At 63.2% G+C, this 26,839-nt stretch carries 29 protein-coding genes, 2 tRNA genes and 1 pseudogene; 19 read left to right on the top strand and 13 right to left on the bottom strand.

The genetic code is table 11. The features are described 5' to 3' along the window. Positions 1-54 precede the first annotated feature (54 nt). From RXV88_RS12015 to RXV88_RS12000, 4 genes are all read left to right on the top strand, one after another. The gene (locus tag RXV88_RS12015) at positions 55-1,173 is read left to right on the top strand and encodes a fatty acid desaturase family protein (RefSeq protein WP_316293151.1); all 1,119 of its coding nucleotides are present in this window, start codon (positions 55-57) and stop codon (positions 1,171-1,173) included. Between the two features lie 10 nt (positions 1,174-1,183). Then, positions 1,184-1,495, top strand: a complete 312-nt coding sequence (locus tag RXV88_RS12010) for a MocE family 2Fe-2S type ferredoxin (RefSeq protein WP_316293149.1) — start codon at positions 1,184-1,186, stop codon at positions 1,493-1,495. 166 nt (positions 1,496-1,661) lie between these two features. Further along, positions 1,662-1,751 (top strand) — tRNA-Ser (locus RXV88_RS12005). A 149-nt stretch (positions 1,752-1,900) separates the two neighbouring features. Further along, the gene (locus tag RXV88_RS12000; RefSeq protein ID WP_316293147.1) at positions 1,901-2,614 is read left to right on the top strand and encodes an Arm DNA-binding domain-containing protein; all 714 of its coding nucleotides are present in this window, start codon (positions 1,901-1,903) and stop codon (positions 2,612-2,614) included. Positions 2,615-2,871: 257 nt separating this feature from the next. On the opposite strand, the gene RXV88_RS11995 is transcribed toward RXV88_RS12000, so the two are convergent. Then, positions 2,872-3,594 carry a response regulator transcription factor gene (locus RXV88_RS11995; RefSeq protein ID WP_316293145.1) on the bottom strand — a complete coding sequence of 241 codons (723 nt, stop codon included), beginning with the start codon at positions 3,592-3,594 and terminating at the stop codon, positions 2,872-2,874. 408 nt (positions 3,595-4,002) lie between these two features. On the opposite strand from RXV88_RS11995, the gene RXV88_RS11990 reads away from it, so the two are divergent. From RXV88_RS11990 to istB, 6 genes and pseudogenes are all read left to right on the top strand, one after another. Next, on the top strand, positions 4,003-4,308 hold the full coding sequence (locus tag RXV88_RS11990) for a DUF1330 domain-containing protein (RefSeq protein ID WP_316293143.1): 306 nt from the start codon (positions 4,003-4,005) through the stop codon (positions 4,306-4,308). 51 nt (positions 4,309-4,359) lie between these two features. Continuing rightward, positions 4,360-5,031, top strand: a pseudogene (locus RXV88_RS11985) (YecA family protein). Between the two features lie 266 nt (positions 5,032-5,297). Beyond that, entirely contained in the window at positions 5,298-5,957 is a 660-nt protein-coding gene (locus tag RXV88_RS11980; RefSeq protein ID WP_316293141.1) for a recombinase family protein, read from the top strand. 212 nt (positions 5,958-6,169) lie between these two features. After that, positions 6,170-6,844, top strand: a complete 675-nt coding sequence (locus RXV88_RS11975) for a hypothetical protein (protein ID WP_316293140.1) — start codon at positions 6,170-6,172, stop codon at positions 6,842-6,844. A gap of 157 nt (positions 6,845-7,001) precedes the next feature. Next, a complete protein-coding gene (gene istA / locus RXV88_RS11970; RefSeq protein ID WP_316293261.1) occupies positions 7,002-8,447 on the top strand; it encodes an IS21 family transposase in 1,446 nt (481 codons plus the stop codon). Further along, positions 8,444-9,208, top strand: a complete 765-nt coding sequence (gene istB / locus RXV88_RS11965) for an IS21-like element helper ATPase IstB (protein ID WP_316293137.1) — start codon at positions 8,444-8,446, stop codon at positions 9,206-9,208. The genes istA and istB overlap by 4 nt, the downstream gene beginning before the upstream one ends. Before the next feature lie 47 nt (positions 9,209-9,255). Here istB and RXV88_RS11960 read toward each other — a convergent pair whose 3' ends face one another. Continuing rightward, positions 9,256-9,549, bottom strand: a complete 294-nt coding sequence (locus RXV88_RS11960) for an Arm DNA-binding domain-containing protein (RefSeq protein ID WP_316293136.1) — start codon at positions 9,547-9,549, stop codon at positions 9,256-9,258. A 147-nt stretch (positions 9,550-9,696) separates the two neighbouring features. Beyond that, a tRNA-Ser gene (locus RXV88_RS11955) sits at positions 9,697-9,786 on the bottom strand. A 218-nt stretch (positions 9,787-10,004) separates the two neighbouring features. On the opposite strand from RXV88_RS11955, the gene RXV88_RS11950 reads away from it, so the two are divergent. The 7 genes from RXV88_RS11950 to RXV88_RS11920 all read left to right on the top strand — a co-directional run bounded on the left by RXV88_RS11950 (position 10,005) and on the right by RXV88_RS11920 (position 16,835). Further along, on the top strand, positions 10,005-10,907 hold the full coding sequence (locus RXV88_RS11950) for an SPOR domain-containing protein (protein WP_316293134.1): 903 nt from the start codon (positions 10,005-10,007) through the stop codon (positions 10,905-10,907). 104 nt (positions 10,908-11,011) lie between these two features. Next, positions 11,012-12,184 (top strand): D-alanyl-D-alanine carboxypeptidase family protein, encoded by a 1,173-nt coding sequence (locus tag RXV88_RS11945; protein ID WP_316293132.1) that lies wholly within the window; start codon positions 11,012-11,014, stop codon positions 12,182-12,184. Continuing rightward, positions 12,181-12,804 (top strand): dTMP kinase, encoded by a 624-nt coding sequence (tmk, locus tag RXV88_RS11940; protein WP_316293131.1) that lies wholly within the window; start codon positions 12,181-12,183, stop codon positions 12,802-12,804. The genes RXV88_RS11945 and tmk overlap by 4 nt, the downstream gene beginning before the upstream one ends. Before the next feature lie 205 nt (positions 12,805-13,009). Next, complete coding sequence (locus tag RXV88_RS11935; protein ID WP_316293130.1) at positions 13,010-14,140, top strand: DNA polymerase III subunit delta'; 1,131 nt, start codon at positions 13,010-13,012, stop codon at positions 14,138-14,140. Positions 14,141-14,194: 54 nt separating this feature from the next. Further along, on the top strand, positions 14,195-15,001 hold the full coding sequence (locus RXV88_RS11930; protein WP_316293129.1) for a TatD family hydrolase: 807 nt from the start codon (positions 14,195-14,197) through the stop codon (positions 14,999-15,001). Next, complete coding sequence (locus tag RXV88_RS11925; protein ID WP_316293127.1) at positions 14,994-15,791, top strand: MBL fold metallo-hydrolase; 798 nt, start codon at positions 14,994-14,996, stop codon at positions 15,789-15,791. The genes RXV88_RS11930 and RXV88_RS11925 overlap by 8 nt, the downstream gene beginning before the upstream one ends. 114 nt (positions 15,792-15,905) lie before the next feature. Next, entirely contained in the window at positions 15,906-16,835 is a 930-nt protein-coding gene (locus RXV88_RS11920) for an AEC family transporter (protein ID WP_316293126.1), read from the top strand. A 52-nt stretch (positions 16,836-16,887) separates the two neighbouring features. Here the strand turns inward: RXV88_RS11920 and RXV88_RS11915 are convergent, their stop codons facing one another. After that, on the bottom strand, positions 16,888-17,031 hold the full coding sequence (locus tag RXV88_RS11915) for a hypothetical protein (RefSeq protein WP_316293124.1): 144 nt from the start codon (positions 17,029-17,031) through the stop codon (positions 16,888-16,890). A 144-nt stretch (positions 17,032-17,175) separates the two neighbouring features. Here RXV88_RS11915 and RXV88_RS11910 point away from each other — a divergent pair, with 144 nt between their 5' ends. Next, positions 17,176-17,865, top strand: coding sequence for a PRC-barrel domain-containing protein (locus RXV88_RS11910; RefSeq protein ID WP_316293122.1), 690 nt, complete (start codon positions 17,176-17,178; stop codon positions 17,863-17,865). Here the strand turns inward: RXV88_RS11910 and RXV88_RS11905 are convergent. The 5 genes from RXV88_RS11905 to RXV88_RS11885 are packed head-to-tail and all read right to left on the bottom strand — an operon-like array spanning position 17,847 to position 21,970. Beyond that, positions 17,847-18,575: a gamma-glutamyl-gamma-aminobutyrate hydrolase family protein gene (locus RXV88_RS11905; RefSeq protein ID WP_316293120.1), complete on the bottom strand. Its 729-nt coding sequence runs from the start codon at positions 18,573-18,575 to the stop codon at positions 17,847-17,849. The genes RXV88_RS11910 and RXV88_RS11905 overlap by 19 nt on opposite strands. Next, the gene (locus tag RXV88_RS11900; protein WP_316293119.1) at positions 18,572-19,519 is read right to left on the bottom strand and encodes an amidoligase family protein; all 948 of its coding nucleotides are present in this window, start codon (positions 19,517-19,519) and stop codon (positions 18,572-18,574) included. The genes RXV88_RS11905 and RXV88_RS11900 overlap by 4 nt, the downstream gene beginning before the upstream one ends. 17 nt (positions 19,520-19,536) lie before the next feature. After that, positions 19,537-21,252 (bottom strand): sensor histidine kinase, encoded by a 1,716-nt coding sequence (locus tag RXV88_RS11895; protein ID WP_316293117.1) that lies wholly within the window; start codon positions 21,250-21,252, stop codon positions 19,537-19,539. Beyond that, positions 21,252-21,809 carry an RNA polymerase sigma factor gene (locus tag RXV88_RS11890; RefSeq protein ID WP_316293115.1) on the bottom strand — a complete coding sequence of 186 codons (558 nt, stop codon included), beginning with the start codon at positions 21,807-21,809 and terminating at the stop codon, positions 21,252-21,254. The genes RXV88_RS11895 and RXV88_RS11890 overlap by 1 nt, the downstream gene beginning before the upstream one ends. Then, a complete protein-coding gene (locus RXV88_RS11885) occupies positions 21,806-21,970 on the bottom strand; it encodes a NepR family anti-sigma factor (RefSeq protein WP_316293113.1) in 165 nt (54 codons plus the stop codon). Before RXV88_RS11885 ends, RXV88_RS11890 begins: the two co-directional genes overlap by 4 nt. A gap of 108 nt (positions 21,971-22,078) precedes the next feature. On the opposite strand from RXV88_RS11885, the gene RXV88_RS11880 reads away from it, so the two are divergent. Beyond that, complete coding sequence (locus RXV88_RS11880; RefSeq protein WP_316293111.1) at positions 22,079-22,879, top strand: response regulator; 801 nt, start codon at positions 22,079-22,081, stop codon at positions 22,877-22,879. A 23-nt stretch (positions 22,880-22,902) separates the two neighbouring features. Here the strand turns inward: RXV88_RS11880 and RXV88_RS11875 are convergent, their stop codons facing one another. The 4 genes from RXV88_RS11875 to dctP all read right to left on the bottom strand — a co-directional run bounded on the left by RXV88_RS11875 (position 22,903) and on the right by dctP (position 26,292). Continuing rightward, a complete protein-coding gene (locus RXV88_RS11875) occupies positions 22,903-23,091 on the bottom strand; it encodes a PLD nuclease N-terminal domain-containing protein (protein WP_316293259.1) in 189 nt (62 codons plus the stop codon). Between the two features lie 84 nt (positions 23,092-23,175). Beyond that, a complete protein-coding gene (locus RXV88_RS11870; protein WP_316293110.1) occupies positions 23,176-24,576 on the bottom strand; it encodes a TRAP transporter large permease in 1,401 nt (466 codons plus the stop codon). Beyond that, entirely contained in the window at positions 24,576-25,205 is a 630-nt protein-coding gene (locus tag RXV88_RS11865; RefSeq protein WP_316293109.1) for a TRAP transporter small permease, read from the bottom strand. The genes RXV88_RS11870 and RXV88_RS11865 overlap by 1 nt, the downstream gene beginning before the upstream one ends. Before the next feature lie 73 nt (positions 25,206-25,278). After that, positions 25,279-26,292, bottom strand: a complete 1,014-nt coding sequence (gene dctP, locus RXV88_RS11860; protein WP_316293106.1) for a TRAP transporter substrate-binding protein DctP — start codon at positions 26,290-26,292, stop codon at positions 25,279-25,281. Positions 26,293-26,839: the final 547 nt, after the last annotated feature.

Below are 26,839 nucleotides of genomic sequence, written 5' to 3'. Positions count from 1 at the left end.
TCGCCTGCGCGGGGATATGGTTCCGACACCGGCCAACGCCCCCGGGAGGAGACCATGGGAAAACGCGATTATTCGATGCTGGGCCCCGACGCGGCCCGCGCTGTGGACAGCGGCCTTGCCGCCGCCGAGTGGTATCACACCGACGTGCCCCGCGAGGAGATGAAGGCGCTGATGCAGCGCAGCGACGGGCCCGCCATCCGCGACACGATCCTGCTTTTCGCCGCGATGATCGTCTTTGCGGGGATCGGCATCGCGCTTTGGCCGTCGTGGGGATCGGCGCCGTTCTGGCTGGCCTACGGCGTGCTTCACGGCTCGGCCATGGACAGCCGCTGGCACGAATGCAGCCACGGCACGGCCTTCAAGACACGGCGCTACAACGACTGGCTCTACCAGATCGCCAGCTTCTGCATGGTGCGCAACCCGGTCACCTGGCGTTGGAGCCACGCGCGCCATCACACCGACACGATCATCGTCGGCCGCGACCCCGAGATCGTCGCCATGCGGCCCCCTGCCCTCTTCCGCATCTTCCTGAATTTCTTTGGCATTCTGGACGCCTGGGGCGGCTGGAAGCGGATGCTGCTGAACGCCAGCGGCCGGCTCGACCCCGAAGAGGCGAGCTATATCCCCGAGAGCGAAGCCCCCAAGGTGATCCGCATCGCCCGGATCTGGACCGCGATCTATGCCGCGACGCTGGCGCTTGCAATTGCGATGCAGTCGATCCTGCCACTGATGGTGATCGGCCTTCCGCGCCTTTACGGTGCCTGGCACCATGTGCTGACGGGGCTGCTGCAACACGCCGGGCTGGCGGACAACGTGCTCGACCACCGGCTGAATTCGCGCACGGTCTACATGAACCCGGTCAGCCGGTTCATCTATTGGAACATGAATTACCACGTCGAGCACCACATGTTCCCGATGGTGCCCTACCACCAGCTGCCCGCGCTGCATGCCCGGATCAGGCACGACCTGCCTGCCCCGAACCCATCGATCTGGCACGCCTATCGGGAAATCCTGCCGATCCTGCGCCGCCAGCTCGCCTATCACGACGATTTCCTGACCCGCGACCTGCCGCCCACCGCCCGCCCCTACCGCACCGACCTGCACCAGAGCGCGCTCGGCGGGGCCGCCGCCGCACAGGACAAAGCAACGCCAAACGCCGTTCCGGCAGAATAAGGAGTGTCCCATGACCAACTGGATCGACGCCTGCGCGGCCGACGAGATCGACGAAGAGGACCTGATCCGCTTCGATCACGCGGGCCGCACTTTCGCAATCTACCACGGCCCCGACGGCGGGTTCTACTGCACCGACGGGCTTTGCACCCACGAACAGGTGCATCTGGAGGACGGGCTGGTGATGGAGTACGAGATCGAATGCCCCAAGCACAACGCCACCTTCGACTATCGCACCGGCGAGGCCCTGCGCGCGCCCGCCTGCGTGAACCTCAACACCTATGCAACGCGGGTCGAAGACGGCCGGGTATGGGTCGAGATCTGACCGGCCAGCAAGGCGCATAGGCGGCCGCCGCCCGTCTGGAGCTTGCCCGCGCAGACCCGGACCGCCCGCCGCCCGAGGCGTTGCTGCCCCAAATCCCAATGGTAATTTCGAAATTCCCGCGATTTCACCTTGTAACCCCAAGCCCCGCTTGGCTATACGCGTCGGTGGAGACGTGGCCGAGTGGTCGAAGGCGCTCCCCTGCTAAGGGAGTAGGCGGGAAACCGTCTCGAGGGTTCGAATCCCTTCGTCTCCGCCACCCTACCTCAATCTGTGATTTGCGCTGACTGTTGACGATGCGTTGTAACCCATAAAATATGGGCAGAACCACCCAAAGCTTGCGCTTGGCTTCTTTTCGATTGCCTTCAGTTCATTCCCTTGCGTGGTATGGAGTGAGGTATAATCCCGATGTCACATCTTTCAGGAAAGCTGACCAAGGCGCTCGTCAAGGCTCTGGGGCCTGGGCTGCACGCGGATGGCAATGGCCCCTACCTTGTCGTTGACCCCTCCGCCGCGCGGCGCTGGATCGTGCGGATGACGGTGAAGAGGCAGAAGAACCGTGCGGGCAAACCTCTGCGGACCGACTTCGGGCTGGGCGGGGCCGATCTGGCAACCCTCCATGAGGCGCGGGCACGGGCGCTGGAATACCCGCGGCTGGCGCGGGCGGGACTGCATCCGAAGTTTCATGGGGTGAAGGACATCCCCGGCTTCGAGGAGATCGCGCGGCAGGTGCATGTCGAACGCCTGCCGACCTGGAAGAACGCCAAGCACGCCGCGCAGTTCATAACGACGCTGGAGACCCATGCCTATCCCAAGATCGGACGCCCGCCCGTCGATACCATCGGCCAGCCCGAGGTTCTGGCGGTCTTGTCGCCGATCTGGACGGAAAAGCACGAGACGGCGCGGCGCGTGGCGCAACGGATCAAGACGGTGCTGGACGTGGCGCGCTCCAAAGGCTTCCGAGAGGGTGAGAACCCGGTCACGGCGATCCGCGATGCTGGCGCGAAGGCCAAGCATCACAGGGCACTGGACTGGCGCGACGTCCCTGGTGGTATCCACCATTCTGATAATGCCCATATATCGGCCCTCCAGCGTCTTGGTAGAGAAAGAGGATTGTACTGAAGCAGCCTAAGTGCGCCGTGAGGCAAGTCAGACCACTGGCAGGTTAGAAGTTTGCTTCGGCTTCGTCCACAATCCGGACCTGACCTCGATTGCCGCCAACGTCCGGTACCACTGGAAGCCGTCGTTCGAGCGTGTCTCTGCGGTTTCGTCGGCTCTGACGGCCGTTCACCGCCGTCCAGCGGTCATCTGATCATTTTGCTCAGGTGTCTCAGAAGAGCCCAATTCTACTGCATGCTGCGCGTTGTCGGAACGGCTGCTTATGCTTCAGTAGATACATTTGAAGTGAAACTATAGCCGACCCCTCGCACAGACTTTATCCATTCTGGCTTTTGAGGATCGCGCTCAATCTTTTTTCGAAGCCTTGCCACTTGATTGTCGATGGTCCGGTCCAGTGGCGTCCAGTTGAGACCTCCAATCAAATCCATCAGTTGATCGCGCGACAGGACCCTTCGCGGGTTCTTGAGAAAAACTAGCAAGAGACTGTAGTCAGCCGTTGTGAGAGCGACTTGTTTGCCATCTGGTTCAGTTAGCTCGCGCGCGTTCATGTCGAGTAACCAACCATCAAAGCGGAAAAGGTGATCATGGGGAGGTGAAGCGTCACTCTCGTTGTTTCCAGCCTTTCGCCGAAGTAGCGCGTGGGTTCGGGCAAGAAGTTCACGAACATGGAACGGCTTTGTCACATAGTCATCTGCACCCAGTTCAAGACCAACAACGCGATCTATGACCTCGTTTTTTCCAGTGACCAGGATGACGAGCACACCGTGCTGATTTTTGATGGACTGCAGGTGTTGTGCGCCGTTCTCTGATCCCATGACGGTATCAAGTGTGATCAGATCATATGCCCGCTCGGCCAATGCGGTGTGTGCCGACGCCATGCTTTCGGCTTCGTCTACATCATAACCGTCATCTTCAAAGCAGTTGCGAATGAGTTTCCGAACAGGTTCTTCATCGTCCACGACAAGGATACGTCCAGCACTCATGCGTAACCCCTTTCAAGGTAGGAGGGTACGCCTGATGTAGGAGGTCTCGTGAGGCGAGATTGGTCGTCATCCAGAACAGGCCAGCCTTCGGCCTGCAATCCACAAAGCGTTGTAACAGAACACGAGAGAACCTCAAAGCAGCCATTGAAGGCACAGCACTGAAGGGCAGATTTGTCCGCGTTCCAGTCGTAGCCCCGATTTTCGCGAATGTCCGTTCTTGGTCGAAGCGGGCATTGAGAGCTGAAAGTTAGGCTGTCGGTGACCGAACGACCGCTCGACGGTACTCAACGGTCATCTGAAGGAAATGCTCAGATGTCTCAGAAGAGCCCGGAGTGGACGTTTTGATTTGTTCATTCGGCAATGTGGCGGCTACTGTCTACCCAATCAGGGAGTTAGAGAGCATTTTTTATGCCAGCACTACTTATCGTCAATGAGACGATCACCGAACCGGAACTGTTCGAAGATTATAAGCGCGCGGTTGTTGCAACCTTGGAAAAGTTCGGAGGACGTTTCCTCGCCCGAGGCGCAGCACTCGAAGTGTTGGAAACAAGCTCCACTTGGATTCCTGATCGCTTGGTGATCGTCGAGTTTCCGGACATGGCGGCGCTCAAGGCTTGGTATGACAGTCCCGAGTATGCCCCGGCGCGCAAAATCCGCTTACGATCAGCGACCAGCACTTTGGTAGCCTTGGAGACGAGCCCGGTTTCTCCATAATCCAGAATGACCTCTCCGTCCGCGCTCCGGTCGTAGCCTTAATTTTGGCGAATGTCTGGTGTCGGTGGAAGCAGCTACTGGTGCTCTAGCCGTCATAGGTCGTATCTAGAGAACCCAACTGCGGTGAGTTGGTCATTTTCGGAGCAATCTGTCATCCTGGCATTGTGCAGCACAGCAGACGGGATTGCCGCCTCAATGAACCTTGAAGACCTGGACAATTACCTGTCCTCAGATGACAGGCCCGAGAACTGCATGATGTTATCGGACCTTGATGGGTTCATGCACGGGATCGCCTGTTCTCCAGTGCTGATCGCTGCTGAGGAATGGGTTCCAGTTGCCCTTGGAGGTGACCCCAGAGATGTGCCCTCTTGGGTGCTGCGGATGATCACGGTGCTCTACGTCAATATCGTTGAAGGGCTTTGTAGCGAGACACCTGAGGTCGAACCTATCTTCTGGGAGGCCAAGGAAGGCCATGTGATCGCAATGGATTGATGTGAGGGGTTCATGGATGCAGTCGCCCTACGACCCAAGGAATGGCTGAGGCTCACCGAGAGTGGCACACATGGGTTTCTAATGACCCCAATCCTCTACCACTTACTGGATGAAAACGGTGCCTCTGAGCTTGGGATTTCCCAGGAGAAGATTGCCGAGAGCCTTGATCAAGCCGCTCAGGACATTCCCTCTGCTGTTGTTGGAATCCGTCAGTTTTGGGCTGAGCACTAACAAACCCTACCCAGTAATGGCAACTCACAGGCAGCCCTACCGTCTGTTAAGGATGGCTTGACGCAAATCGCCTCAATTTCCGCCGTGGGGATGAGCTTTCATCAGGTGGGTGCAGGCTAATCTTCTCTGTTCATTCCAAGTCATGTCACAAGAGTATTCCCTAACGACACACTGAAATAGGGCTGGATTCCTGTGTCACAAGGGTTGAATCAGGGTATATGACATGATATCTATGATAATGACCCATATGATAAGGATTCGCCTCTATGACTACTGTGTTCTATGCCCGAGTCTCGACAGCAGATCAGACCGTCGCACACCAAGTGAAGCAGGCAGAGGCAGCAGGCTTTGAGATTGATTGCACGATTGCAGATGAAGGCGTGTCAGGTGTCAGCACAAGACTTAAGGAACGTCCCCAGGGCAAACGCCTGTTCGATAAACTCAGAGAGGGTGACACACTGGTAGTGCGCTGGATTGATCGTCTTGGGCGTAACTATGATGATGTAAAGGACGTGATCCAAGAGTTCATGCAGATGGGTGTGACCATCCGGACTGTTATCAACGGCATGACCTTTGACGCGAAACCACGTGATCCAATGCACAAGGCTATACGTGATGCTCTTCTGTCCTTCATGGCTGCTCTTGGTGAAGCACAGGCAGAAGCAACGGCACAGGCGAGGGACGCCGGTATTGCCCATGCAAAGGCCACTGCTCCTCAAAAGTATCTCGGGCGCAAACCTAGCTATTCACAGGAGCAGCTCAATCAGGTCATTGAGCAACTATCTGTCGGCACTGGTGTCTCGCAGATTGCACGTGATCTGAACCTGAACGTGAACTTGGTGTCTCGCATCAAACGTGATCCAGCAGAAGCGCAGGCCAAACTTGACAGATGGAGCACAAAACAAGTCCGCAAGAAGCGCGGCTGACAATGTTGGGGGTCCTGCGTTAGCGCGTGGGACCCTCTGTTTTTTGGCGTACAGGTTTTTCTGGCCGCTGTATCTACCTGTGCTCTCGAGATAAAAAATTCAAAATAAAAAAACTTGCAACTGAGGATTCAAGGGCGATACCCTCATCTCACTTGATTGCTTAAAGTACAGGCTCTCACCGCTAACATGATTTGAAGATTTAGAGGTTTTATATGGGGCACCTTGATTGGCCAACAACTTATATCCCACTACATGAGCACGTCGGGAAAAAAGCAGAAGATGGTTCCGCTCTTCCCCGAATGTGGTCTTCTGGTGAAAGCGCGAAGCCTCAGGTCGTTGAGATTGCAGTTCTTGATTACTATTTGTCAAAAGGATGGCAGGGCACACATATACCGAGCGGTGTAATTGGAATTGGATTGAAGGCTCAGTTTCTTGCCGCAAAGAAATTGAATTCAAAGGATTTTAAATCTTTAGCAAAAGAGCATTTTAATGGCATTAGCTTTCACATTCTCGATGAATATGGTCATTTTAACTATAAGCGGGATTTTGGAGGCGCGCAGAGATTTGCAGATTGGATTTCGGAGGTTGACACGCAAGCCTTTTTAAAAATATTAGAGAGTATATTTGAAATTGAGTATATCAGCTGGCGAAACATGGCGGCCAGACAAATGAGAACGTCTATTTTTGGAAGGAAGCCGTCAAATAAGCCCCTGAGAGAACTTGTGAAACTCCCTGAGTTATCCCCAGGGGTTTTTTGCAAAACAATGGCTTACGGCTCTTCATGCAAAGAGGAAGTTATTGATGCCTTTGGGCTTTTATACGAGGCGTTACCAAGAGAAATTTGGTTCTTTTGGCAGGTTCAACAGAGTTTGAGGAGTGGCTTCTGAACGGCGGAGCAATACTCGGCCACGGTAGCGGCGGCATTGCGCTGTCGCGGGCGGCGTAAAAGTCGGCCACTTTTGTCCTTTCGATTTTCGGGAGGGCTTGGGGATATTCACCGTGGATTTGTATTTGAAGGTTCGTCACGCTCACTTCGAGGAAGGGATGAGCGGGCGTCAGATTGCTCGGGATTTTGGGATCAGCCGAGATAGTGTCGCAAAAATGTTGGGCTATTCGGAGCCGCCTGGGTATCGGCGGACAGTGCCGATCAGGCGCCCCAAGCTTGATCCGTTTGTTGCCATCATTGATGGCTGGCTTTTTGAAGACAAGAACCGTCCGCGCAAGCAACGGCACACGGCGAAACGGATATTTGAGCGTCTGCGGGATGAGTGTGGATTTTCTGGCGGCTACACGATTGTCAAAGACTATGTGCGTGGAGCCAAGCGTGGCTCGCGGGAGATGTTTGTCCCCTTGAGCCATCCGCCGGGGCATGGCCAGGCGGATTTTGGCGAAGCGTTGGTTGTCATCGGCGGGATCGAGCAGAAGGCGTACTTCTTTGCGTTTGATCTGCCGCACAGTGATGCGTGCTACATCCGAGCGTATCCTGCGGCCAACACCGAAGCCTGGCTGGATGGACATGTGCATGCCTTTGCCTTCTTCGGCGCAGTGCCGCGCTCCATCCTTTACGACAATGACCGCTGCCTTGTGGCCAAGATCATGCCGGACGGCACCCGCAATCGAACACAGCGGTTCAGTGCGATGCTTTCGTATTATGTGATCGGCGACCGCTACGGCCGCCCTGGTAAGGGGAATGACAAAGGCAAGGTCGAGGGCTTGGTCGGCTATTCGCGTCGCAACTTCATGGTGCCGATGCCGCGTTTTGCGGATTGGGATGCGTTCAACGATTACCTGGAAGAACAATGCCGCAAACGGCAGGCCGATATCCTGCGCGGGCACAAGATCAGCATTGGCGACCGGCTGGTGGCCGATCTGGCCGCGATGAGGGAATTACCCGCCGCACCCTTTGAGGCCTGCGATCTGCGTAGCGGCCAGGTCACGTCCACGTCCCAAGTGCGCTACCGTGGCAACGATTACTCGGTGCCCGTGGCTTACGGTCACCGCGAGGTCTGGATCAAGGGCTTCGTTGACCGCGTCGTCATCGGATGCGCAGCCGAGGTCATCGCGGACCATCCCCGCTCTTATGACACGGGCGACATGATGTTCGATCCGGTTCATTACCTGCCGCTGATCGAGCGCAAGATCATGTCCTTCGATCAGGCAGCGCCCTTGCAGGGGTGGGAACTGCCTGAGGCATTCTCCACGTTGCAGCGTTTGTTGGAAGCCCGGCAGGGTAAGGCTGGCAAACGAGAGTACGTGCAGGTTCTACGGCTTCTGGAGCGCTTCGAGATGGAGATGCTGCACCTCGCAGTCAAAGACGCATTGCAGATGCGGACCGTCAGCTTCGACGCCATAAAGCACCTGTTGCTATGCCGTGTGGAACGCCGACCGCCCCGACTGGATCTGAACCTCTATCCGTTTCTGCCCAGAACCAATATCGCGACGACCTCCGCCGCGTCCTACATGAGCCTGCTGGCCGGCGGTGAGGCATGACGGACACCCCCGAACTGCTGCTCGCCCATCATCTCAAGACCCTGCGCCTGCCCACCTTCCTGCGCGAGCATGACAAGCAGGCCCGCATCTGCGCCGCAGAGGGCGTGGACCATGTGCGCTACCTGGCCCGGCTGACCGAGTTGGAACTGATCGACCGGGAACGACGCATGGTTGAGCGCCGGATCAAGGCGGCGAAGTTCCCGGCCGTAAAAAGCCTCGATAGCTTCGACTTCAAGGCGATCCCGTCACTGAACAAGATGATGGTGCTGGAGCTGGCGCGCTGCGAATGGATCGAGCGCAAGGAGAACGTGATCGCGCTTGGGCCGTCCGGCACCGGCAAGACCCATGTCGCCCTCGGGCTGGGGCTGGCCGCCTGCCAAAAGGGATTGCCGGTCGCCTTCGTGACAGCCGCTTCGCTGGTTCACGAACTGATGGAGGCCCGCGACGAGAAACGCCTCATGCGGCTCCAGCGGCAACTGGCCAAGGTCAAGCTGCTGATCATCGATGAGCTGGGCTTCGTGCCTCTCAGTAAGACCGGTGCCGAGCTACTCTTCGAGCTGATCTCGCAGCGCTACGAGCGCGGTTCCACGCTCATCACATCGAACCTGCCCTTCGAAGAATGGACCGAGACCCTCGGCACCGAACGCCTGACCGGCGCCCTGCTGGACAGGCTAACCCACCACGTCAACATCCTGGAAATGAACGGCGAAAGCTACCGCCTCAACCAGAGCCGCGCCCGCCTCGCCAACTCCAGAAACTGAGCCTCAAGGAATTGGCCTGACGGCCAATGCGCCTTGGACCGTGCTTGCTAATTGAGGGCCGCAAGCTCCAAGGCGCGCGCGCCAAACTGGCCGACTTTTGCTCCGCCCAGGTGGCAGGTTTTTACGCCGCCGTTGACAGAAACGATGTCGGCACCGCCCAGCCCGAAGTCAGTGCGCAGCGGTGCGCCCTTGCGGTTCTTCTGACCTTTGACGGTAACGCGCACAATCCAGCGCCGCGCGCCGGACGGGTCTACCACGAGATAGAGGCCGGACCCGTCGCCGTGCCGCCCCGGCCCCAGATTCTCGACCAGCTTCTTTGTAAGTCTGCCGCTAAGGGCCATGTTGTACCACTATCCATACCACGCAAGGAAAGCGTACAGGCAAAACACAACAAAAGCGAATGAATCCGGAGGCAAGGTTGAAATCTTAAGAAATCAGAGCTTTAGGTGGCCTTAGGCCGGTCAGTAAAATCGGAAAAAATGTGTAGGTGGCGGAGGCTGTGGGATTCGAACCCACGGGACGCTCTCACGCCCAACGGTTTTCAAGACCGCCGCATTCGACCACTCTGCCAAACCTCCGTCTGCCGGGCTCTAGCGCGCGGCGGGCGATTCTGAAAGCCGGGGCGCGGGAAAATTCGCCGATCCCGCAGCGCAGGCTTTTCTTGTGACGGCGATCCGGGTAACCTTTGCGCAAAGCTGCGCCGGTCCGGCGCGGGCGGGGCATCGAAGACCGGATCAACCGGCAACCAGAGAGTGGACGGCGCGCGATGGCGGGCACGACAGGCAAGGGACATGACATGATCGGACGCATCACGGCTCGGCGCGGAAAAGCGGTGCGCGGTCTGGCGCTTCTGGCGGGGCTCGGCCTGCTGGCCGCCTGCGAAGAGGGCCAGATGCCGGGGTTTCTGCAGGCACGCGACGCGGCGCCCGCCGAAGACGGCGCCGTGACCCGCGCGGGCGGCACAGTGGAACGCGACATCGAGGCGCCCGAGATCTTTCAGGCCAGCGAAGCGGGGCTCTGGGACGGGCGGCCCTCGCTGGGCGGCGTCTGGGTGGCGCATCCCGACGTCAAGGACCCCGAGCGGGTCATCATCCGCAACGAACAGAACGGTCAGTTCGTCATCGGCGCGCTGTTCCGGCGCGAACGCGAAGCGCCCGGGCCGCGGTTCCAGGTGTCCTCGGATGCCGCCGCGGCGCTTGGAATGCTGGCCGGCGCTCCGGCCAACCTGAACGTCGTGGCGCTGCGCCGCGAAGAGGTCGCGCCAGAGCCCGCGTCGGACCCTGTCGAACCCGCCGAGAGCGCGGCGCTGCCCGCGCCGTCGGATATCTCGGAAGGCCCGATCGACCCGGTGGCCGCGACGGCGGCCGCGGCGCTCGACGCGCCCGAGGCAACGCCCAGCGCTGCACCCGCACCTGCCCCGACACCGGCGGCCGCCCCCGCGGCCCCGCCCCGCCCCGCGAGCGCGCTGGAAAAGCCCTTTATCCAGATCGGCATCTTCAGCGTCGAACAGAACGCCCGCAACACCGCTACGGCAATGCGGCAGGCCGGGATGGTCCCGACGGTGAAACAGCAAAGCTCCTCGGGCAAGACCTTCTGGCGGGTGCTTGTCGGACCGGCGCAGAGCAAGTCGGAGCTTTCGACCCTGCTGAAGAAGATCAAGGGCACCGGCTTTACCGACGCCTACGCCGTCACCAACTGATCCCCGCGGTACGGTGCACACAATTGTGAGTGGTGGCGACCGGGCCGCGCGGTTGATATGAGAAACGCATAAACCCCAATGCGCAGGACACAGGAGGCCGCATCATGATCGCCAAACAGATACGCCCGGCGCTGGCGGCGCTCGTCGCGCTGCTCGCCCTGTCCAGCGCGGCCCTCGCATTCGACACGCGCGCCAAGGCGGCCTTTGTTCTCGACCAGACCACGGGCACGGTCCTGCTGGCCAAGGAGGCCGACCAGCCGCTGCCGCCCGCGTCCATGTCCAAGCTCATGACGCTTTACATGGCTTTCGAGGCCGTGCGCGACGGGCGCCTGAAGCTGGACGAGCGGCTGCCGGTGTCGAGCCACGCCATGAGCTATGGCGGATCGACCATGTTTCTCGACACGACCGACCGGGTGCGCGTCGAGGATCTGCTGCGCGGTATCGTCGTGCTGTCGGGCAACGACGCCTGCGCAGTGATTGCCGAGGCGCTCAGCCCCGACGGCACCGAAGCGGGCTTTGCCCGGATGATGACCCAGCGCGCCCAGCAGATGGGGCTGACCAGCTCGACCTTCGTCAATGCCAGCGGCTGGCCCGCGCCGGGCCACCGCATGTCGATGCGCGATCTGACCCTGCTGGCCGGACGGCTGATCGAGGACTTCCCCGATTTCTATCCGATGTTCGCGGAGCGCCGGTTCGAATTCGACGGGCGCGCCCCACAGAACGTGTCGAACCGCAACCCGCTTCTGGGGCTTGGGATCGGGGCCGACGGGCTCAAGACCGGGCACACGCAAGAGGCGGGCTACGGGCTGGTCGGGTCGGCCACGAAAGATGATCGTCGGGTGATCTTCGCGATCACCGGGCTCGACAGCACCCGCGCCCGGGCCGAAGAAGCCGAGGCCATCGTCAACTGGGCGTTCCGCCAGTTCGCCGAGCGCGAGGTCACCCGCGCAGGCACCCGCGTGGCCGATGCCGAGGTCTGGATGGGCGCCGCCGACAGCGTCGGGCTGGTCACCAAGGAGGACGTCAACCTGCTGCTGCCGATCACGCCGGGCCAGCCTCTGGCGGCCGAGGTGGTCTATACCGGGCCGATCAAGGCACCCATCGCCGAGGGCCAGCAACTGGCCGAGCTGATCATCCGCCCCGATGGTCTTCCCGCGCACCGGGTCCCGCTCTTCGCCGCCGAGGCGGTCGACAGCGGCGGGTTTTTCAACAGGATGATGACGGTCAGCCAGGTTCTTCTGAAGCGCCTGCAAAGCGGGCCTGAGGGGACGATGTGAGCGGCAAGGGCCTCTTCATCAGCTTCGAGGGCATCGACGGATCCGGCAAATCCACCCAGGCGCACCGGCTGGCCGATCATCTGCGCGCCGCGGGGCACGACGTCGTGCTGACGCGCGAGCCGGGCGGCAGCCCGGGGGCCGAGGAAATCCGCGCGCTGGTGCTCCAGGGCGATCCGGACCGCTGGTCCGCCGAGACAGAGCTGCTGCTCTTCACCGCCGCGCGCCGCGATCACCTGGAACGCACCATCCGCCCGGCGCTGGAGCGCGGCGCGGTAGTGATCTGCGACCGCTTCGCCGACAGCACCCGCATGTATCAGGGCTTGTCACGCGGCGATCTGCGCGGCGCGGTGGACACGCTGCACGATCTGATGATCGGGGTCGAACCGGACGTGACGCTGCTGATCGACATGGACCCGGGCGAGGCCCTGTCGCGGGCCAAGGCCCGCGCGACGGCCGAGGAACGCTTCGAGGACTTTGGCGAGGGGTTGCAGCAGGCCATGCGCAAGGGCTTTCTGGACCTGTCGCAGGAGTTTTCGGACCGGTTCCGCGTCATCGACGGCGCGCACCCGACCGATGCGGTCGCCGCCGAGGTTCGAAAGGTCGTCGCGCCGCTGCTCTGACCCCGTCAGGTCCGCGCAGGTCTTCGCCCCACGCGCACCGCAGCCCCGGACCCGATCCGGGGCCTCCATCTCAGGCCAGCCCCGAGGTCCCGGGTCAAGCCCGGGACAAGGTTGCCCCCGGTCCGCCGCTCTGGCCCGGAATGGCGCGCGCCCAGCGATGCATTTCGCCATGGCCGAGCCTCCGCAGACGCGCTATCCCTCTGCCATGACCGACCTTGCAGACCGCCCGGAACCCGACCGCATCGACGGCGCGCCGCATCCCCGCGACACCGCGCGGCTGATCGGCCAGCGCGCCGCCGAAGAGGATTTCCTGACCGCCTACACCAGCGACCGGCTGCACCACGGCTGGCTGCTGACCGGCCCGCGCGGCGTCGGCAAGGCCACCCTCGCCTGGTCCATCGCGCGCTTCCTGCTGGCCACCCCCGCCCCTGATGCCGACGACATGTTCGGCGCGCCGCCTCCGCCCGACACGCTCGACATCCCGTCCGATCACCCGGTCGCGCGCCGCATCGCGGCCATGTCCGAACCCGGCCTTTTCCTGCTGCGGCGTGGCTGGGACGACAAGGCCAAGCGCCTGCGCACCCAGCTCACCGTCGACGAGGTGCGCGGCCTGCGCAACTTTTTCGCCCTCTCCGCCGCCGATGGCGGCCGGCGCGTGGTCATCGTCGATGCCGCCGACGAGATGAACCCCAACGCCGCCAACGCCATCCTCAAGCTGCTCGAAGAGCCCCCCGCCCGCACCACGCTGCTGCTGGTCTGCCACCAGCCCGCGCGCCTGCTGCCGACGATCCGCTCGCGCTGCCGCGAGCTGCGCCTCTCGCCGCTCGGGCCCGAGGACATGGCCACAGCCCTCGCCCAGGCCGGGGCCGAGGCAAGCCCCGCGCAGACCGGCGCGCTGGCCACGCTCTCGGCGGGCTCGGTCGGGGCGGCGGTGCGATTGCTGAACCTCGATGGATTGAAACTCTACGCCGAGATCCTCGGCCTTCTGGGCAGCCTGCCCCGGCTCAACCGCCCCGCCACCATCGCGCTCGCCGAAAGCTGCGCCGGCAAGACCCGCGAGGCGCGGCTCGACCTGGCGCTCACCCTGATCGACGTGGCGCTGGCGCGGCTGGCCCGCACCGGCGTGACCGGACAGCCGCCCCAGCCCGAAGCCGCTCAGGGCGAGGCCGAGATCCTGCGCCGTCTCGCCCCCGACGCCGCCGCCGGCCGGCAATGGGCGGCGCTGGCGCAATCCTCGGGCGACCGCGCCCGCCACGCGCGCGGCGTCAATGTCGATCCGGCGGCGCTGATGCTCGACCTCTTCCTCGGCCTGCAGGCCAGGGCGCCCGCCGCCTGACCCTGCTTGACCCTGCCCGGCCCATCCTAGATATCCCGTGGCAAAGGAACCGCCATGACCCGACACCCGATCACCGACAGCCATTGCCACCTCGACTTCCCGGATTTCGACGCGGAACGCGATGACATCGTGCAGCGCGCGGTCGAGGGCGGCGTCCATCGCATGGTCACGATCTGCACCCGTCTGAGGAACGAACCGCAGGTGCGCGCCATCGCCGAGGCCCACGCCCCCGTCTTCTACGCCGCCGGCACCCATCCCATGAGCGCCGCCGACGAACCCCTGGCCACGGTCGACCAGCTGAAATCGCTGGCCGCGCATCCGAAATTCGTGGGCATCGGCGAAACCGGGCTTGATTACCATTACACCGCCGAAAGCGCCGAGGTGCAGCAGCAAAGCCTGCGCATCCATATTGAGGCCGCGCAGGAAACCGGCCTGCCGCTGATCATCCACGCCCGCGCGGCCGATGACGACATGGCCCGCATCCTGACCGAGGGCTACCGCGCCCAGCCCTACACCTGCGTCATGCACTGCTTTTCCTCGGGCGCGGGGCTCGCGCGCGCCGCGCTCGATCTGGGGTTCTACCTCTCGATGTCCGGCATCGCCGCCTTCCCCAAATCCATGGATCTGCGCGAGATTTTCGCCGCCGCCCCGCTCGACCGCATCCTCGTGGAAACCGACAGCCCCTACCTCGCGCCGCCGCCCTATCGCGGCAAACGCAACGAGCCCGGCTACACCGTGCACACCGCCGCCGTCGGGGCCGAGCTCTTCGGCCTCGACTACGACGCCTTCGCCGACGCGACCGAGGCCAATTTCAACCGCCTCTTCGCCAAGGCCGCCACTTGGGATGCCCCCCATGGCTGAGCTGCGGTTCACCATCCTGGGCTGCGGCTCCTCGGGCGGCGTGCCGCGGCTGGGCGGGCATTGGGGCGATTGCGACCCGAATAATCCCCGTAACATCCGCCGCCGCTGCTCGATGCTGGTCGAGCGTGAAACCGACACCGGCACCACCCGCGTGCTGATCGACACCTCGCCCGACCTGCGCGCCCAGCTGCTCGACGCCGGCATCGGCGAGATCGACGCGGTGGTCTACACCCATTCCCATGCCGATCACGTGCACGGGATCGACGATCTGCGCATGATCGTCTTCAACATGCGCCGCCGCCTGCCGGTCTGGGCCGATGGCGACACGCAGGACGCGCTCTATTCGCGGTTCGGCTACGCCTTCGTGCAGCCCGAGGACAGCCCCTACCCGCCGATCCTCGACATGCACACGATCAAAGGCCCCTTCGAGATCGAGGGCGCTGGGGGCACCATCAGCCTCACGCCTTTCGAGGTCAATCACGGCAGCATCGACGCGCTGGGGTTCCGCGTCCGCGACCTCGCCTACCTGCCCGACGTCGCCCGCATCCCCAACGACGTCTGGCCGCATCTGCAAGATCTCGACTGCTGGGTGCTCGACGCGCTGCGCCGCACGCCGCATCCGACCCATGCCCATCTCGACCTCGCTCTGGAGTGGATCGCCCGCGCCGCCCCCAGACGCGGCGTGCTGACCAACATGCATATCGACCTCGACTATGCCACCGTCGCCGCCGAAACGCCCGATCACATCGAACCCGCCTACGACGGCATGGTGATCCGCTATGCCGACTAGCCCCGCCCCCCGGCTTCATCGATCCAAAAATATCCCGGGGGGTGAATGGCCGCAGGCCAGAGGGGGGCAGCGCCCCCCTGCCCGGGCGACGCGGGCACCGCGGCGCAAAATCTGATGCAGGCCCTGCTCGACGTCATTCTGCCGGTCTTTCTGGTGATCGGCGCGGGCTATGCGCTGGTCTGGCGCGGCTGGTTCTCCGACAGCGCCGTCGACGGGCTGATGAGCTTCACCCAGACCTTCGCGATCCCCTGCCTGCTCTTCCGTGCGCTCTGGACGCTCGACCTGCAGGCCGGGCTCGACCCCTGGCTGCTGCTCAGCTTCTATACCGGGTCGGGCACCTGCTTTGCCGTGGGCCTGCTGGCCGCGCGGCATCTCTTCAAGCGCGACTGGGAGGACGCGGTCGCCATCGGCTTCTGCTGCCTTTTCGCCAATTCGGTGATGCTGGGGCTGGCGATGACCGAACGCGCCTACGGGGCCAACGCGCTCGAGGCGAATTACGCCATCGTCGCGCTGCACTCGCCCTTCTGCTACGGCATCGGCATCACCGCGATGGAGGTGGTCCGCGCCCGCGGCACGCCCGCGGGCGCCGTGCCCGGCAAGGTGCTGCGCGCGATGTTCCGCAATGCACTGGTGATCGGCATCGCGCTCGGCCTGGCCTTCAACCTTGCTGGCGTCGCGCTGCCCACGCCCTTCACCGACGCGCTCGACATGGTGATCCGCACGGCTCTGCCGGTGGCGCTCTTCGCCATGGGAGGCGTGCTCTACCGCTACAAGCCGCAAGGCGACGGGCGTATCATCGCCATGGTCTGCGCGGTATCGCTGATCCTGCATCCCAGCATCGTCTGGGTGATGGGAACGCTCACACAGCTCTCGACCGGGGCGTTCCGTTCGGCGGTGCTGACCGCGGCCATGGCGCCGGGCATCAACACCTATGTCTTCGCCAATATGTACGGCCGCGCGCGGCGCGTCGCAGCATCGTCGGTTCTAAGCGCGACGATCCTGTCGGTGGGCACCGCCTGGGTCTGGCTGGCGCTCCTGCCCTGAACCTCGTCGCGGGTCAAACCGACGCTCGGCTCATGCTCGTCCCGCTGGGGCGTCAATTGTCGCGGGCCAGCGACGATTTTTCGTGGTCCGTATCGTCGAAATCCTCGTCCACGCGCTTTTTGCTCGTCACAGCGAAGATCATGACAGCAATCAGGGTCAGCGCCGCAAGACCGGCCAGAAACAGGTTCGTCGTCATCGCTTTCTCCTTTCTGTCCGTGTTTCGGTTCCACCTCTCAAACCCGTGAGACGCCATTTGGTTCCGGAACTCTCGCCGCCCCATGCGGGTTTCATTGGCAGGAGGACCTTTTCAATGATGAAACGCCTGACCGATATTCAAGCCATGCAAGCCACAATTGCCGGCACGTCTCACCCTGTGAGGGACGTGCTTCTGGCCGGTGACGCGCGCGCGTTGCGCTACGTGGTCATCGACACAGGCGGCTGGACCGAGAGCAACTGGCTGCTGGCCGCCGCATCATCCGTCAGCCCGTCGGAGGACGGCACGGCCCTCGACGTCGATGCCAGCGACCAGGACCTGCGCGATGCGCCGGTCTGGAGCGGCGCGCCAAAAGCGCTGGGGCAGATGCTGGCAGCGATGCCACCGCTGGTGGTCGGCCCGTTCGGCGCGACCCACGCGCCGCTGGTCATGTCCGCCGCGCAGCGCGCTGCCGAAAACAACGACCCCGATCCGCGCGCCGAATACATCCTGCAAAGCCACCTGCGCGGACAAGAGCTGATCGGTGCGCCAGTCTTTGCCCGCGACGGCGAGCTGGGCAAGCTGGCCGACCTCGTCCTCGACATCGAGGCAGGCGCGCTAACCCATCTCATCATCGCCGAGGCGGGCGCGCGCAACGGCGCCTGCCGCATTGTGCCGGTCACCGCCCTGCGCCACCGGGCCGAGGGCGATCCGGGGCATCTGGTGCTCGATATCGGCAAGACCGACTTCGCCGCAAGCCCGGTCGTCGAGACCGGCGACCCGCTGGCCCGGCACATGATCGCGCCCCACGCCGGGGCCTATGTCGCGCCGGTCTGAGCCGTCTCGGCGGCGTCCGCGCGGGCGTCGCTGATCTGCGCCCCGCGCCGCGCCCTGGCGGCCTGCACCAGCGCGCGGAAAAGCCGCCGGTGGGCGCGGCGATAGAACAGATGTTCGGGGTGCCACTGAACCCCCAGCGCGAAGGGGTCGCGCACCCGCTCGATGGCCTGCACCATCCCGCCCTCGTCGCGCGCGGCGATGCGCAGGCCCCGGCCCAGATCTTTTACCGCCTGCGAATGCAGCGCATTGACGTTCACGCAATCGCGGTCCGCCACCCGCGCCAGCAGGCTGCCTTGCTCGACCGTGACCGTCTTGCGCGGCAGGATCGTGGTGTATTTGCGCGAGGCATAGACCGAATAGGCATCCTGATGCAGCGTGCCCCCCAGAACGATGTTGAGCATCTGCGAACCGCGGCAGATGCCGAGGATGGGGATGTTGCTGTCAAAGGCGCTTTCCAGCACGGCCTTTTCCATCGCGTCGCGGGCCGGGTCCAGCCGGACGCCAACGCGGATCTCGCCGCCGTAGAGCGTCGGCGCGATATCGTCGCCACCGCCGATCACCACACCGTCGACCGTGCCGATGTCGACCTCTCGGGCGCTGTGCCACTTGGTCGCCCGCCCCCCGGCCAGCCAGATGTTCAGCGCCATCAGCGGATAGACGCGCCAGCCGGTGCGGCGCGACACCGTGACACCGATCAGAGGCCGGGTCATGCCAGCGCCTCCTCGATCAGGCGTGCCGACGTCTTGGCCCAGTCGCCACGCGTGGTGGTCAGCGAGGCGCGATGCACCCTCCAGGCGGATTTTAGCGCTTTCATCAGTGGCGCATTGGCCGCGATGTCCTCGATATGGGCCCAGCGGTTCCATTCCAGCGCCAGGTCCCAACCGTCTTCATCGATGCGGCAATCGGGCAGGCGGTAGTGATAGGTCGGCCGGGGCGAGATCGACTCCATGTCCATCACCGCCGCCACGCGGTCACGGTCGACATGGGCAAAGAAGCTGAGCATATCCAGCGCGAAATTCCGCGACGGCGCAAGGTCGAGATAGAGGTCGATCAGCGCCTCCATGCTGGCGGGCGGATCGCTGACCAGCGCATCGATCAGCTTGCGCGGATAGGGGTCGACGAAGGGCAGCGCGCGGCGCGACATGTCGATCTGCATTTCGGCGCGCATGGCGTCCTCGGCCAGCGCAAAGGCGGTCAGCGTGGGCAGGACGTCCCCCAGCCCTTCGCCGGTCACCTCGGGGTTAAGATGCACGCCAAAGCCCAGAAGGATCCCCGCGCTGGTGCCCGTCGCCCCCGCCGCCCTGAGCGCCGCCATCACGGCGTCGAGCCGCGGGATGTCTTCGGGGGCGATGGGGCCGGTCACGAACTCGATGGGCACGACGTGGCGGGCGATGTTCTGCACCGCCTCGCCCAGTTCGGACTTCAGTTTGTAGAGCGGACGGCTGTCGAGATAGACCTCGATATCGCCGATGGCGCTGCCGCAGACCTTCAGGCCCTTTTCGGGATCTTTGCGCACCTCGCCGCCCAGCTCTTGGCGCAGGATCTCTGCGACCTTGGCTTCGGGCAAGCCGCCCAGCTCGACCTCGATCCCGACGCGGCGGCGGCCTTCGTCGGTCGTGGTCGGTGTTGGCAGGGTTTTCAGGTCGCGTGACATGGAGCCACCTTTCAGGGTCAGTAATCGACGATTTCGGGTTTGAAGTCGGTAATGGCGAAGGTCACGGCGACGCTGTGCCGTCCGTCGCTGCGGGTGGTTTCCAGCTCTCCGCCCAGCTGCATCGCGAAGGCGCGCATCAGGCGGGTGCCCAGACCGTCGCAGGCCTCGGCCGCCGCGCAATCGGGCGGCAGGTCGTTGCAAAGCTCGACCCGCGCGTGGCCTTCGTCGACCGGACCGAAACGCAGCTCGACGCGGCCCTCGGGCGCCGGGGAAAAGCGCAGCGCATTGCTTAGCGCCTCGGCGACGAAGAGCGACAGCGGCACCGCCTGATCGGGGTAAAGCTCGACCGGGTTCAGCTCGACATAGGTGCGGCTGCGGGCGGCGTCCCGGCGCGGCTGGAGGATCTCGCTCACCACGTCGCCCAGCAGATGCGCAGCGTCCACATGGCCCAGATCCTCGGTCTGGTAAAGCTGGCGATAGATCGTCGCCAGCGTCCTCACCCGGTCCTGAAGCCCCATCAGAACCGCCCGCGTTTCGGCCTCGTCCGAGCGCCGGATCTGCATGTTCATGATCGAGCTGATCAGTTGCAGGTTGTTCTTGACCCGGTGGTGCACCTCTTTCAGCAGGATCGACTTTTCGCGCAGCGCGTCCTCTTGCGCGGCCTCGTCCTGCAGGATCGATTCCGCCATCTGGACAAAGGCGGTCTCCATGTCCTGCAATTCCTGCGACAGCGACGCGGTCACCCACTGGGTCGAGATGTTGCGGGTCAGCGCGAACCGCCCCATCCGCCGCCCCAACAGCCGGATCGGACGGATCACCAGGCGGTTGACCGCCAGAAAGGCCACCAGAACGCTTGCCCCCCACATCGCCAGCGGCAAGAGCCCGGCGAACCCGTTGATCGCCACCGCCTGCGCCGCGGTGCTGCGGCGCGGCCAGATCGACATGGCATAGACCACATCCGGGACCAGCGGCGTGACGGTAAAGATTCTCTCGGTGCCGTCGGCGCTGGTCTTGGCGAAGGAAAAGGATTGCGCGCTGGCCAACTGCGCCAGATCGGCGTCTTGGGGCAGCAGACCGCCGTCTTCGATCCGCCCCATATGCGACCCGAGGATCTGCCCGCGCTTGCTGAACAGAACCAGATCTTCCATGTCGGTCTGCGCCAGTACGCTCCGGTCAAAGCTCAGATTGGCAGCGGGTAGCGACAGGCTGACATATCCGGCAAAGGCGCCGTCCACCTGGTACGGCTCGGACACGACGATCACCGGACGGTCGCTGACCGGGGTCCTGGGATCGATGTGGATATCGGATTGCGCAGCGCCCATCAGATCGGCGAAGCCCTCTTCGCCCGACAAATCCATGTCGTTGGCGCGCGACGCGCAGCGCATGGTGCCTTCCGGGGTCAGAAGCCCGACGAAGGAATAGGCCGGGTTCTTGCGCACGAACTCCGCCATGTAGGCGCGGCAGGCCGCCATGTCGTCGCGAAACACCCCGCCCGCGGCCCCCAGTGCCAGCGCCGCCCCGCCCGCCCGCACTATCGCCGCCCGTTCCGACGAGGCCGCGGTTTCGGTCAGCGCCACCAGATCGAGCTGCGAACGCAGCCGGGTTTCCTTGGCCAGCTGCGCGGTCTGGACAAAGGAAATGATGCCGATCGGTACAAGCGCGATGGAGAGAAACGCAATGATGCGCGCTGCCAACCCCGAAGGCAAAATCTGGGACAGCGATTTCCAGGGCATCAGATCGTCGCTGATTTCGGACCGGCGACAACCGCCATGGTGGCGTTGTCGGTCAGCTCCAGCGCCTCGTTTTCGTCAAGTTGCATGAGTTCGGCCAGCCGGGCCCGCGCGCGATTGATGCGGCTCTTGATCGTGCCGACGGCGCAATCGCACATCCCGGCGGCCTCTTCGTAGGAAAAGCCCGACGCGCCGACCAGAATCAGCGCCTCGCGCTGCTGATCGCTCAGCTGGTCGAAGGCCACCTTGAAATCGGCCAGCGCCAGCCGCCCGTCATGCGCGGGCTTTTCCGACACTGCCTCGGTGTGGATGCCGTCGACATCCGCCACCTCGCGGCCCGCCTTGCGGCGGTTGGAATAATAGGTGTTGCGCAGGATCGTGAAGAGCCAGGCGCGCATGTTGGTGCCAGGCTCGAAGAGGTGGATCTTGGTCCAGGCCTTCACCAGCGCGTCTTGCACCATGTCGTCGGCCAGCGCGCCGTTGCGCGTCAGGCTCAGCGCAAACGCCCGCAGGGCCGGAAGATGTTCGACGATTTCATCACGCGGGTCGGACGCGCTCATTGACCGCTCTCCCGCGATCCGGAATTTTCCTGCTCTTTCAGCTGGGCGAGCAGGTCAAGAAAGCGGTCAGGCACTTTTTCCTCGAGCATCTGGTCGTACACCTGCTTCAGGCTTTGATCTATGACCTGGCTCGACTTTGCCTTTTTGTCGTCGTGACCCATTTTTTCCCTTATACGCTGCCTGCGGCCCCGCGGCATGCGCGGTGGCCCGGGGAACCAACCTTAATTTGATGCGTTGGGTTCCCGAAAAAAGGATGACAAGGGAAAAAAATGTCACAACAAGAACTGAGCTCGGCCATTGGCGAGGCGCTCCCCTACTTGCGGCGCTACGCGCGGTCGCTGACAGGCAACCAGACCAGCGGCGACAATTACGCCGCCGCCACGCTTGAGGCCGTGCTGTCGGACCGGTCGACCGTGGATCAATGTTCGGACCCGAAAACCGGGCTTTTCGCGGTGTTCCACGGCATCTGGGTGACGACCGGCGCACCGGCGGAAATCGACCCCGAGGGCCCCGACGCCAAGGCGCAGGAGCGACTGGCCAAGCTGACCGCCGGCAGCCGCGAGGCGCTGCTTTTGCACACGGTCGAAGGTTTCGATTTCGCCCGGGTCGGCGAAATCATGGAGGTGGGCGCGGACGAGGCGCAGCATCTGGTCGAAATCGCGCGCCGCGAAATGGCCGATGCGGTGTCGGGCCGCGTGCTGATCATCGAGGACGAAGCGATCATCGCGATGGATCTGGAAAGCATCGTCACCGACCTTGGCCACCGGGTGACCGGCGTGGCGCGCACCCGCGAAGGCGCGCGCAAGCTGGCGGGCTCTGATGTGCCCGATCTGATCCTGTCGGACATCCAGCTGGCGGACAATTCGTCGGGCGTGGATGCGGTGAACGACATCCTCGGCGAACTGGGCTCGCGTCCGGTGATCTTTATAACCGCCTTCCCCGAACGCCTGCTGACCGGCGAACGGGCCGAACCGGCGTTCCTGATCGCCAAACCCTATTCCGAGGATCAGGTGCGATCAGCCGTCAGCCAGGCGATGTTCTTTTCGTCGACGGAAACGCTCCGCGCCTGAGGGGCGGGTGAGGGCTCAGCGGGTCACGCAGCACTGTCTGCGGCCCGCGGCCCCGCGATCAGCCAGATGATGAAGCCCAGCACGGGCATCACGATCACGAGCAGGATCCACAGCACCTTGGCGCCGGTTCCAGCCCTCGATCCGATGATGGACACCAGCGCCCAAAGATCGAGCCCAAGAACGATCAGCCCGCCAAGACCTGCAACTTCCATCATCATCCGCTCCTTCCCTCAAGCCGGGCCTGCGTTGCGCCGGCATTGAGGGAAGAACGCATCCGCCCCGCGTTCGGTTCCCCGTCAGGCGAGCGACGGCAACCAGAGCACGATGGCCGGGAAGGCCACCAGCAGCGCGATCGTCACCCCGTCGGCCACGAAGAACGGCGTCACGCCGCGGAACACGTCCTGCACGCTTAGGTCCGGACGAACCCCCGCGACCACAAAGCAGTTCAGACCGATGGGCGGCGTGATCAGGCAGAATTCGGCCATCTTGACCACAAGAATCCCGAACCAGATCGCGCACATCGGCCCCGACATCCCAAAGGTGCTGTCCGCCGCGCTCACCATCTCGCCGCCGTTCAGCGCCATGACCGCCGGGTAGACCACCGGCAGGGTCAAAAGCAGCATGCCGATCGCGTCCATGAACATGCCCAGCACGGCATAGGCCAGCAGGATGCAGACCAGGATCAGCATCGGCGAGTAATGCAGCGAGGTGATCCAGTCCGAAAAGGCGCTCGGCAGATCGGCGAAGCCAAGGAACCGGACATAGATCAGCACGCCCCAGATGATGCTGAAGATCATGATCGACAGCTTGGCGGTTTCGATCAGCGCATCCTTGAGCTCGGGCAGGCGCATGCCGCGCCACACCGCCATGCAGAATACGATGAAGGCGCCCACCGCGCCGCCCTCTGTCGGCGTGCCCCAGGCGTCGCCGCCAAAGGGGTTATAGACGAAGAAGATGATGATCACGACCACCGCCACGATGGGCAGGGCCGGCGGCAGGCTGGCAAAGCGTTGCCTCCAGGTGAACCCGGTCACCGGAGGACCGAAATTCTTAAGCGTCAGCGCCAGCCCGATGATGATCAGCGCATAGATGAAGGCCGAGAAGATCCCCGGAATGAAGCCCGCCAGCAGCAGCTTGCCCACGTCCTGTTCGACGATGATGGCGTAAATCACCAGGATCGCCGACGGCGGAATGAGGCTCGCCAGCGTGCCGCCTGCGGCCACGACGCCCGCCGCAAAGCGCTTGTCGTAGCCCACTTTCAGCATCTCGGGGATCGCGATGCGCGCGAACACCGCCGCCGTGGCGACCGACGCCCCCGACACCGCCGCGAACCCGGCGGTCGCAAAGACCGTCGACACCGCGAGGCCCCCAGGCACCCAGGCGATCCAGCGCTTGGCGGCCTCGAAGAGGGCGCGCGTCAAACCAGCGTAATAGGCCAGATAGCCGATCAGGATGAAGGTGGGGATCAGGCTTAGCGCCTGGCTGGCCACCTTGCCGTGGGGCACCTGCCCCGCCGTCTTGATCGCGACGGTCATGGCCCAGCCCAGCTGTGCCATGTCGTAATCGCGCTTGTCCCAGAAGATCCAGATCAGTCCGATGATCCCGGCCAATGCGGCGGCAAAGGCCACCCGCATGCCAAGCACCACCATCACCAGAAGCCCGCCGGTGACCCACAGGCCAATCTCGATGCTGTCCATCAGTCGCGCCCCTGAATATGTTCTGCCTCGGCCGCCGCCTGTTCCGCCGCCGACTGGATCAGCGGCACCGCGACGGGCCGCTCGAGCCCCAGCACGATGGCGCGTCCATAGCCCCAAAGCTGCAACGCCGCCCTCAGCGCCATTATCGAAAACGCCACCGGCACGATCAGCTTCGAGGGCCAGATCGGCAACCCGATGTCGATCGAGCTGTCGCGGCTCCAGTTCGGCGCGCTGAAATCGAAGCTGCGGTCGAAATGCGCCCAGCTGCCCCAGACCAGCGCGATCATCAAAAGCAGAACGCCCAGCGTCGTCAGGAATTCCGCGATCCAGAGCGCCCGACCCTTCAGCCGGCCCACCACGATGTCCATCCGGATGTGGCCGCCGTTGCGTTGCACGTAGGCAATGCCGAAGATCGCGATCAGCGGCATCGCCGACTCGATCCAGTCGACATAGCCGGGCAGCGGGCTGTTGAAGAAACTCCGCCCCGTCACCGACACCACGGCCAGGACCATCAGCATGAAGGCCCCGATCCCCGAGACCAGGGCCGTGAACCGTTCGACCCGTTCCAATCCGCGATCGAGGCGGCTGAGCAGGCTGTCGTCCTGCAAAACCGTAGAGGCTCCGGCCATGGCGTTTTCCTGTCGATGAAAGGCAGTTCAAGCAAGAGGCCCCGGCGCAGAGGCCGGGGCCGCGTCGGATCGCTTAGTTGCTCATCCGCTGCTTTTCGAGGGTCTCGAAGACCAGGTCATAGAGCTCTTGCGCGGGCAGTCCCTGCGCGCCCATCTCTTCCAGCCAGGCCTGATGGATCGGCGCGCCGCCGACCTTCTTGAACTCGGCCAGCTGTTCGTCCGAGAACATGACCTTCTGAACGCCCTTCTCTTCCAGAACGGTGTCCCACTGCTCCAGCAGCTTTCCGTAGTTCTCGAGGTAGTAGGCGATCGCCTCGTCCACCGACTCATCGAGCGCGGTGCGCTCTTCGTCCGACAGCGCCTCGTAGGCGTCGATATTGACGACGACCGGGCAGTTCACGGTGCCGGGGTTGAGGTTCGCGGTCCACCAGCTGGCCTGGTTGATCGTGCCGAACGACAGATGCGCGTGCTGGGCGAAGGCCACCGTGTCGACGACGCCGGATTCCATCGCCTGATAGGCTTCGGACGAGGTCACCGAGGTCGGCACGCCGCCCACGGCGCGGAAGGCGTTGCCCAGACCGCCGGTGGCGCGCACGCGCATGCCATCGAATTCGGACAGTTCGTCGCGCGGCTCGCCGGTGCCGACAAGGTTGTACTGCGGCATTGGCGAGGTCATCAGCATCTTGGCGTTCCACTGCGCCATTTCATTGGCCACGGCGGGGTGGTCGTAGATCGCGTGGCTGACGGCAACCTCTTCGTCGAGGTTGGCGACGCCGAGGAACGGCAGCTCCAACACAGTGATCGCGCGGTTCTTGTCGGGGTGATAGCCGGCGCAGAACTGCGCCATCTCGAAGGCGCCGATCGAAATGCCGTCGAGGTTTTCGGTGTTTTTCGACAGACCGCCGTAGCTGATGTTCATGGTGAACTCGCCGCCGGTCTTCTCCTCGACCAGTTCGGCCAGCTTGTGGATGTGTTCGGTGAAGGCGCGGCGCTTGCCCCAGACGGACACGTTCCATTCGGTCGCCAAAGCTTCGGTGGCAAAGGTCGCGCTGATGGCGACCACGGTCAGTTTCGCTGCAAAATTCATGGTCTCTCTCCCGTTGGGTACGGCGGCATGTCCCACCTTGCGCGTAAACTTAGAGGATCGCGCCCGGTGTGCAAGCGACTCGGTCACGCTTGCTGAATCGGCCCCGATGCGGCGATGCGGCATGGCGCATCGTTTTGTCACACCCGCGCCGGGGATGACTATTGGCGCTAACACTGCGGACGCGCTTGACGCAGCGGCATTTGGCGGGTGGCAAAAGAGTCAACAGCGCAAGGCACTTAATCCGTTCAAGGTAAGTTTTTTTACATTTTTTCCATAGTGAGCGCAAATTTTTGACAGTTTAAACATTTAAATACAGTAGGTTATTTATTTTTTTGCTGACGTCTGTATCTTCGTGGCAATTGCAGTAACGGGGCCGCCCAAGAGGCACCGCCCCGTCCGAGGAAACATTCCGAGGGAGGATCCTGATATGACGACCCATACTCCAAACCCGACCGGCATGGCGGTTTTTCCGCCGTCCGACGATCTTGTCGCTGCGGCGAATGTCGATGCTGCGGCTTATGAGGAGATGTATGCGCGGTCGGTATCG

Origin of the sequence: Aestuariicoccus sp. MJ-SS9, from assembly GCF_032586235.1 — a bacterium.
Taxonomy (GTDB): Bacteria; Pseudomonadota; Alphaproteobacteria; order Rhodobacterales; family Rhodobacteraceae; genus Aestuariicoccus.
Note: the sequence above shows the minus strand (reverse complement) of the source record. Positions and strands in the feature narration are given on the sequence as shown.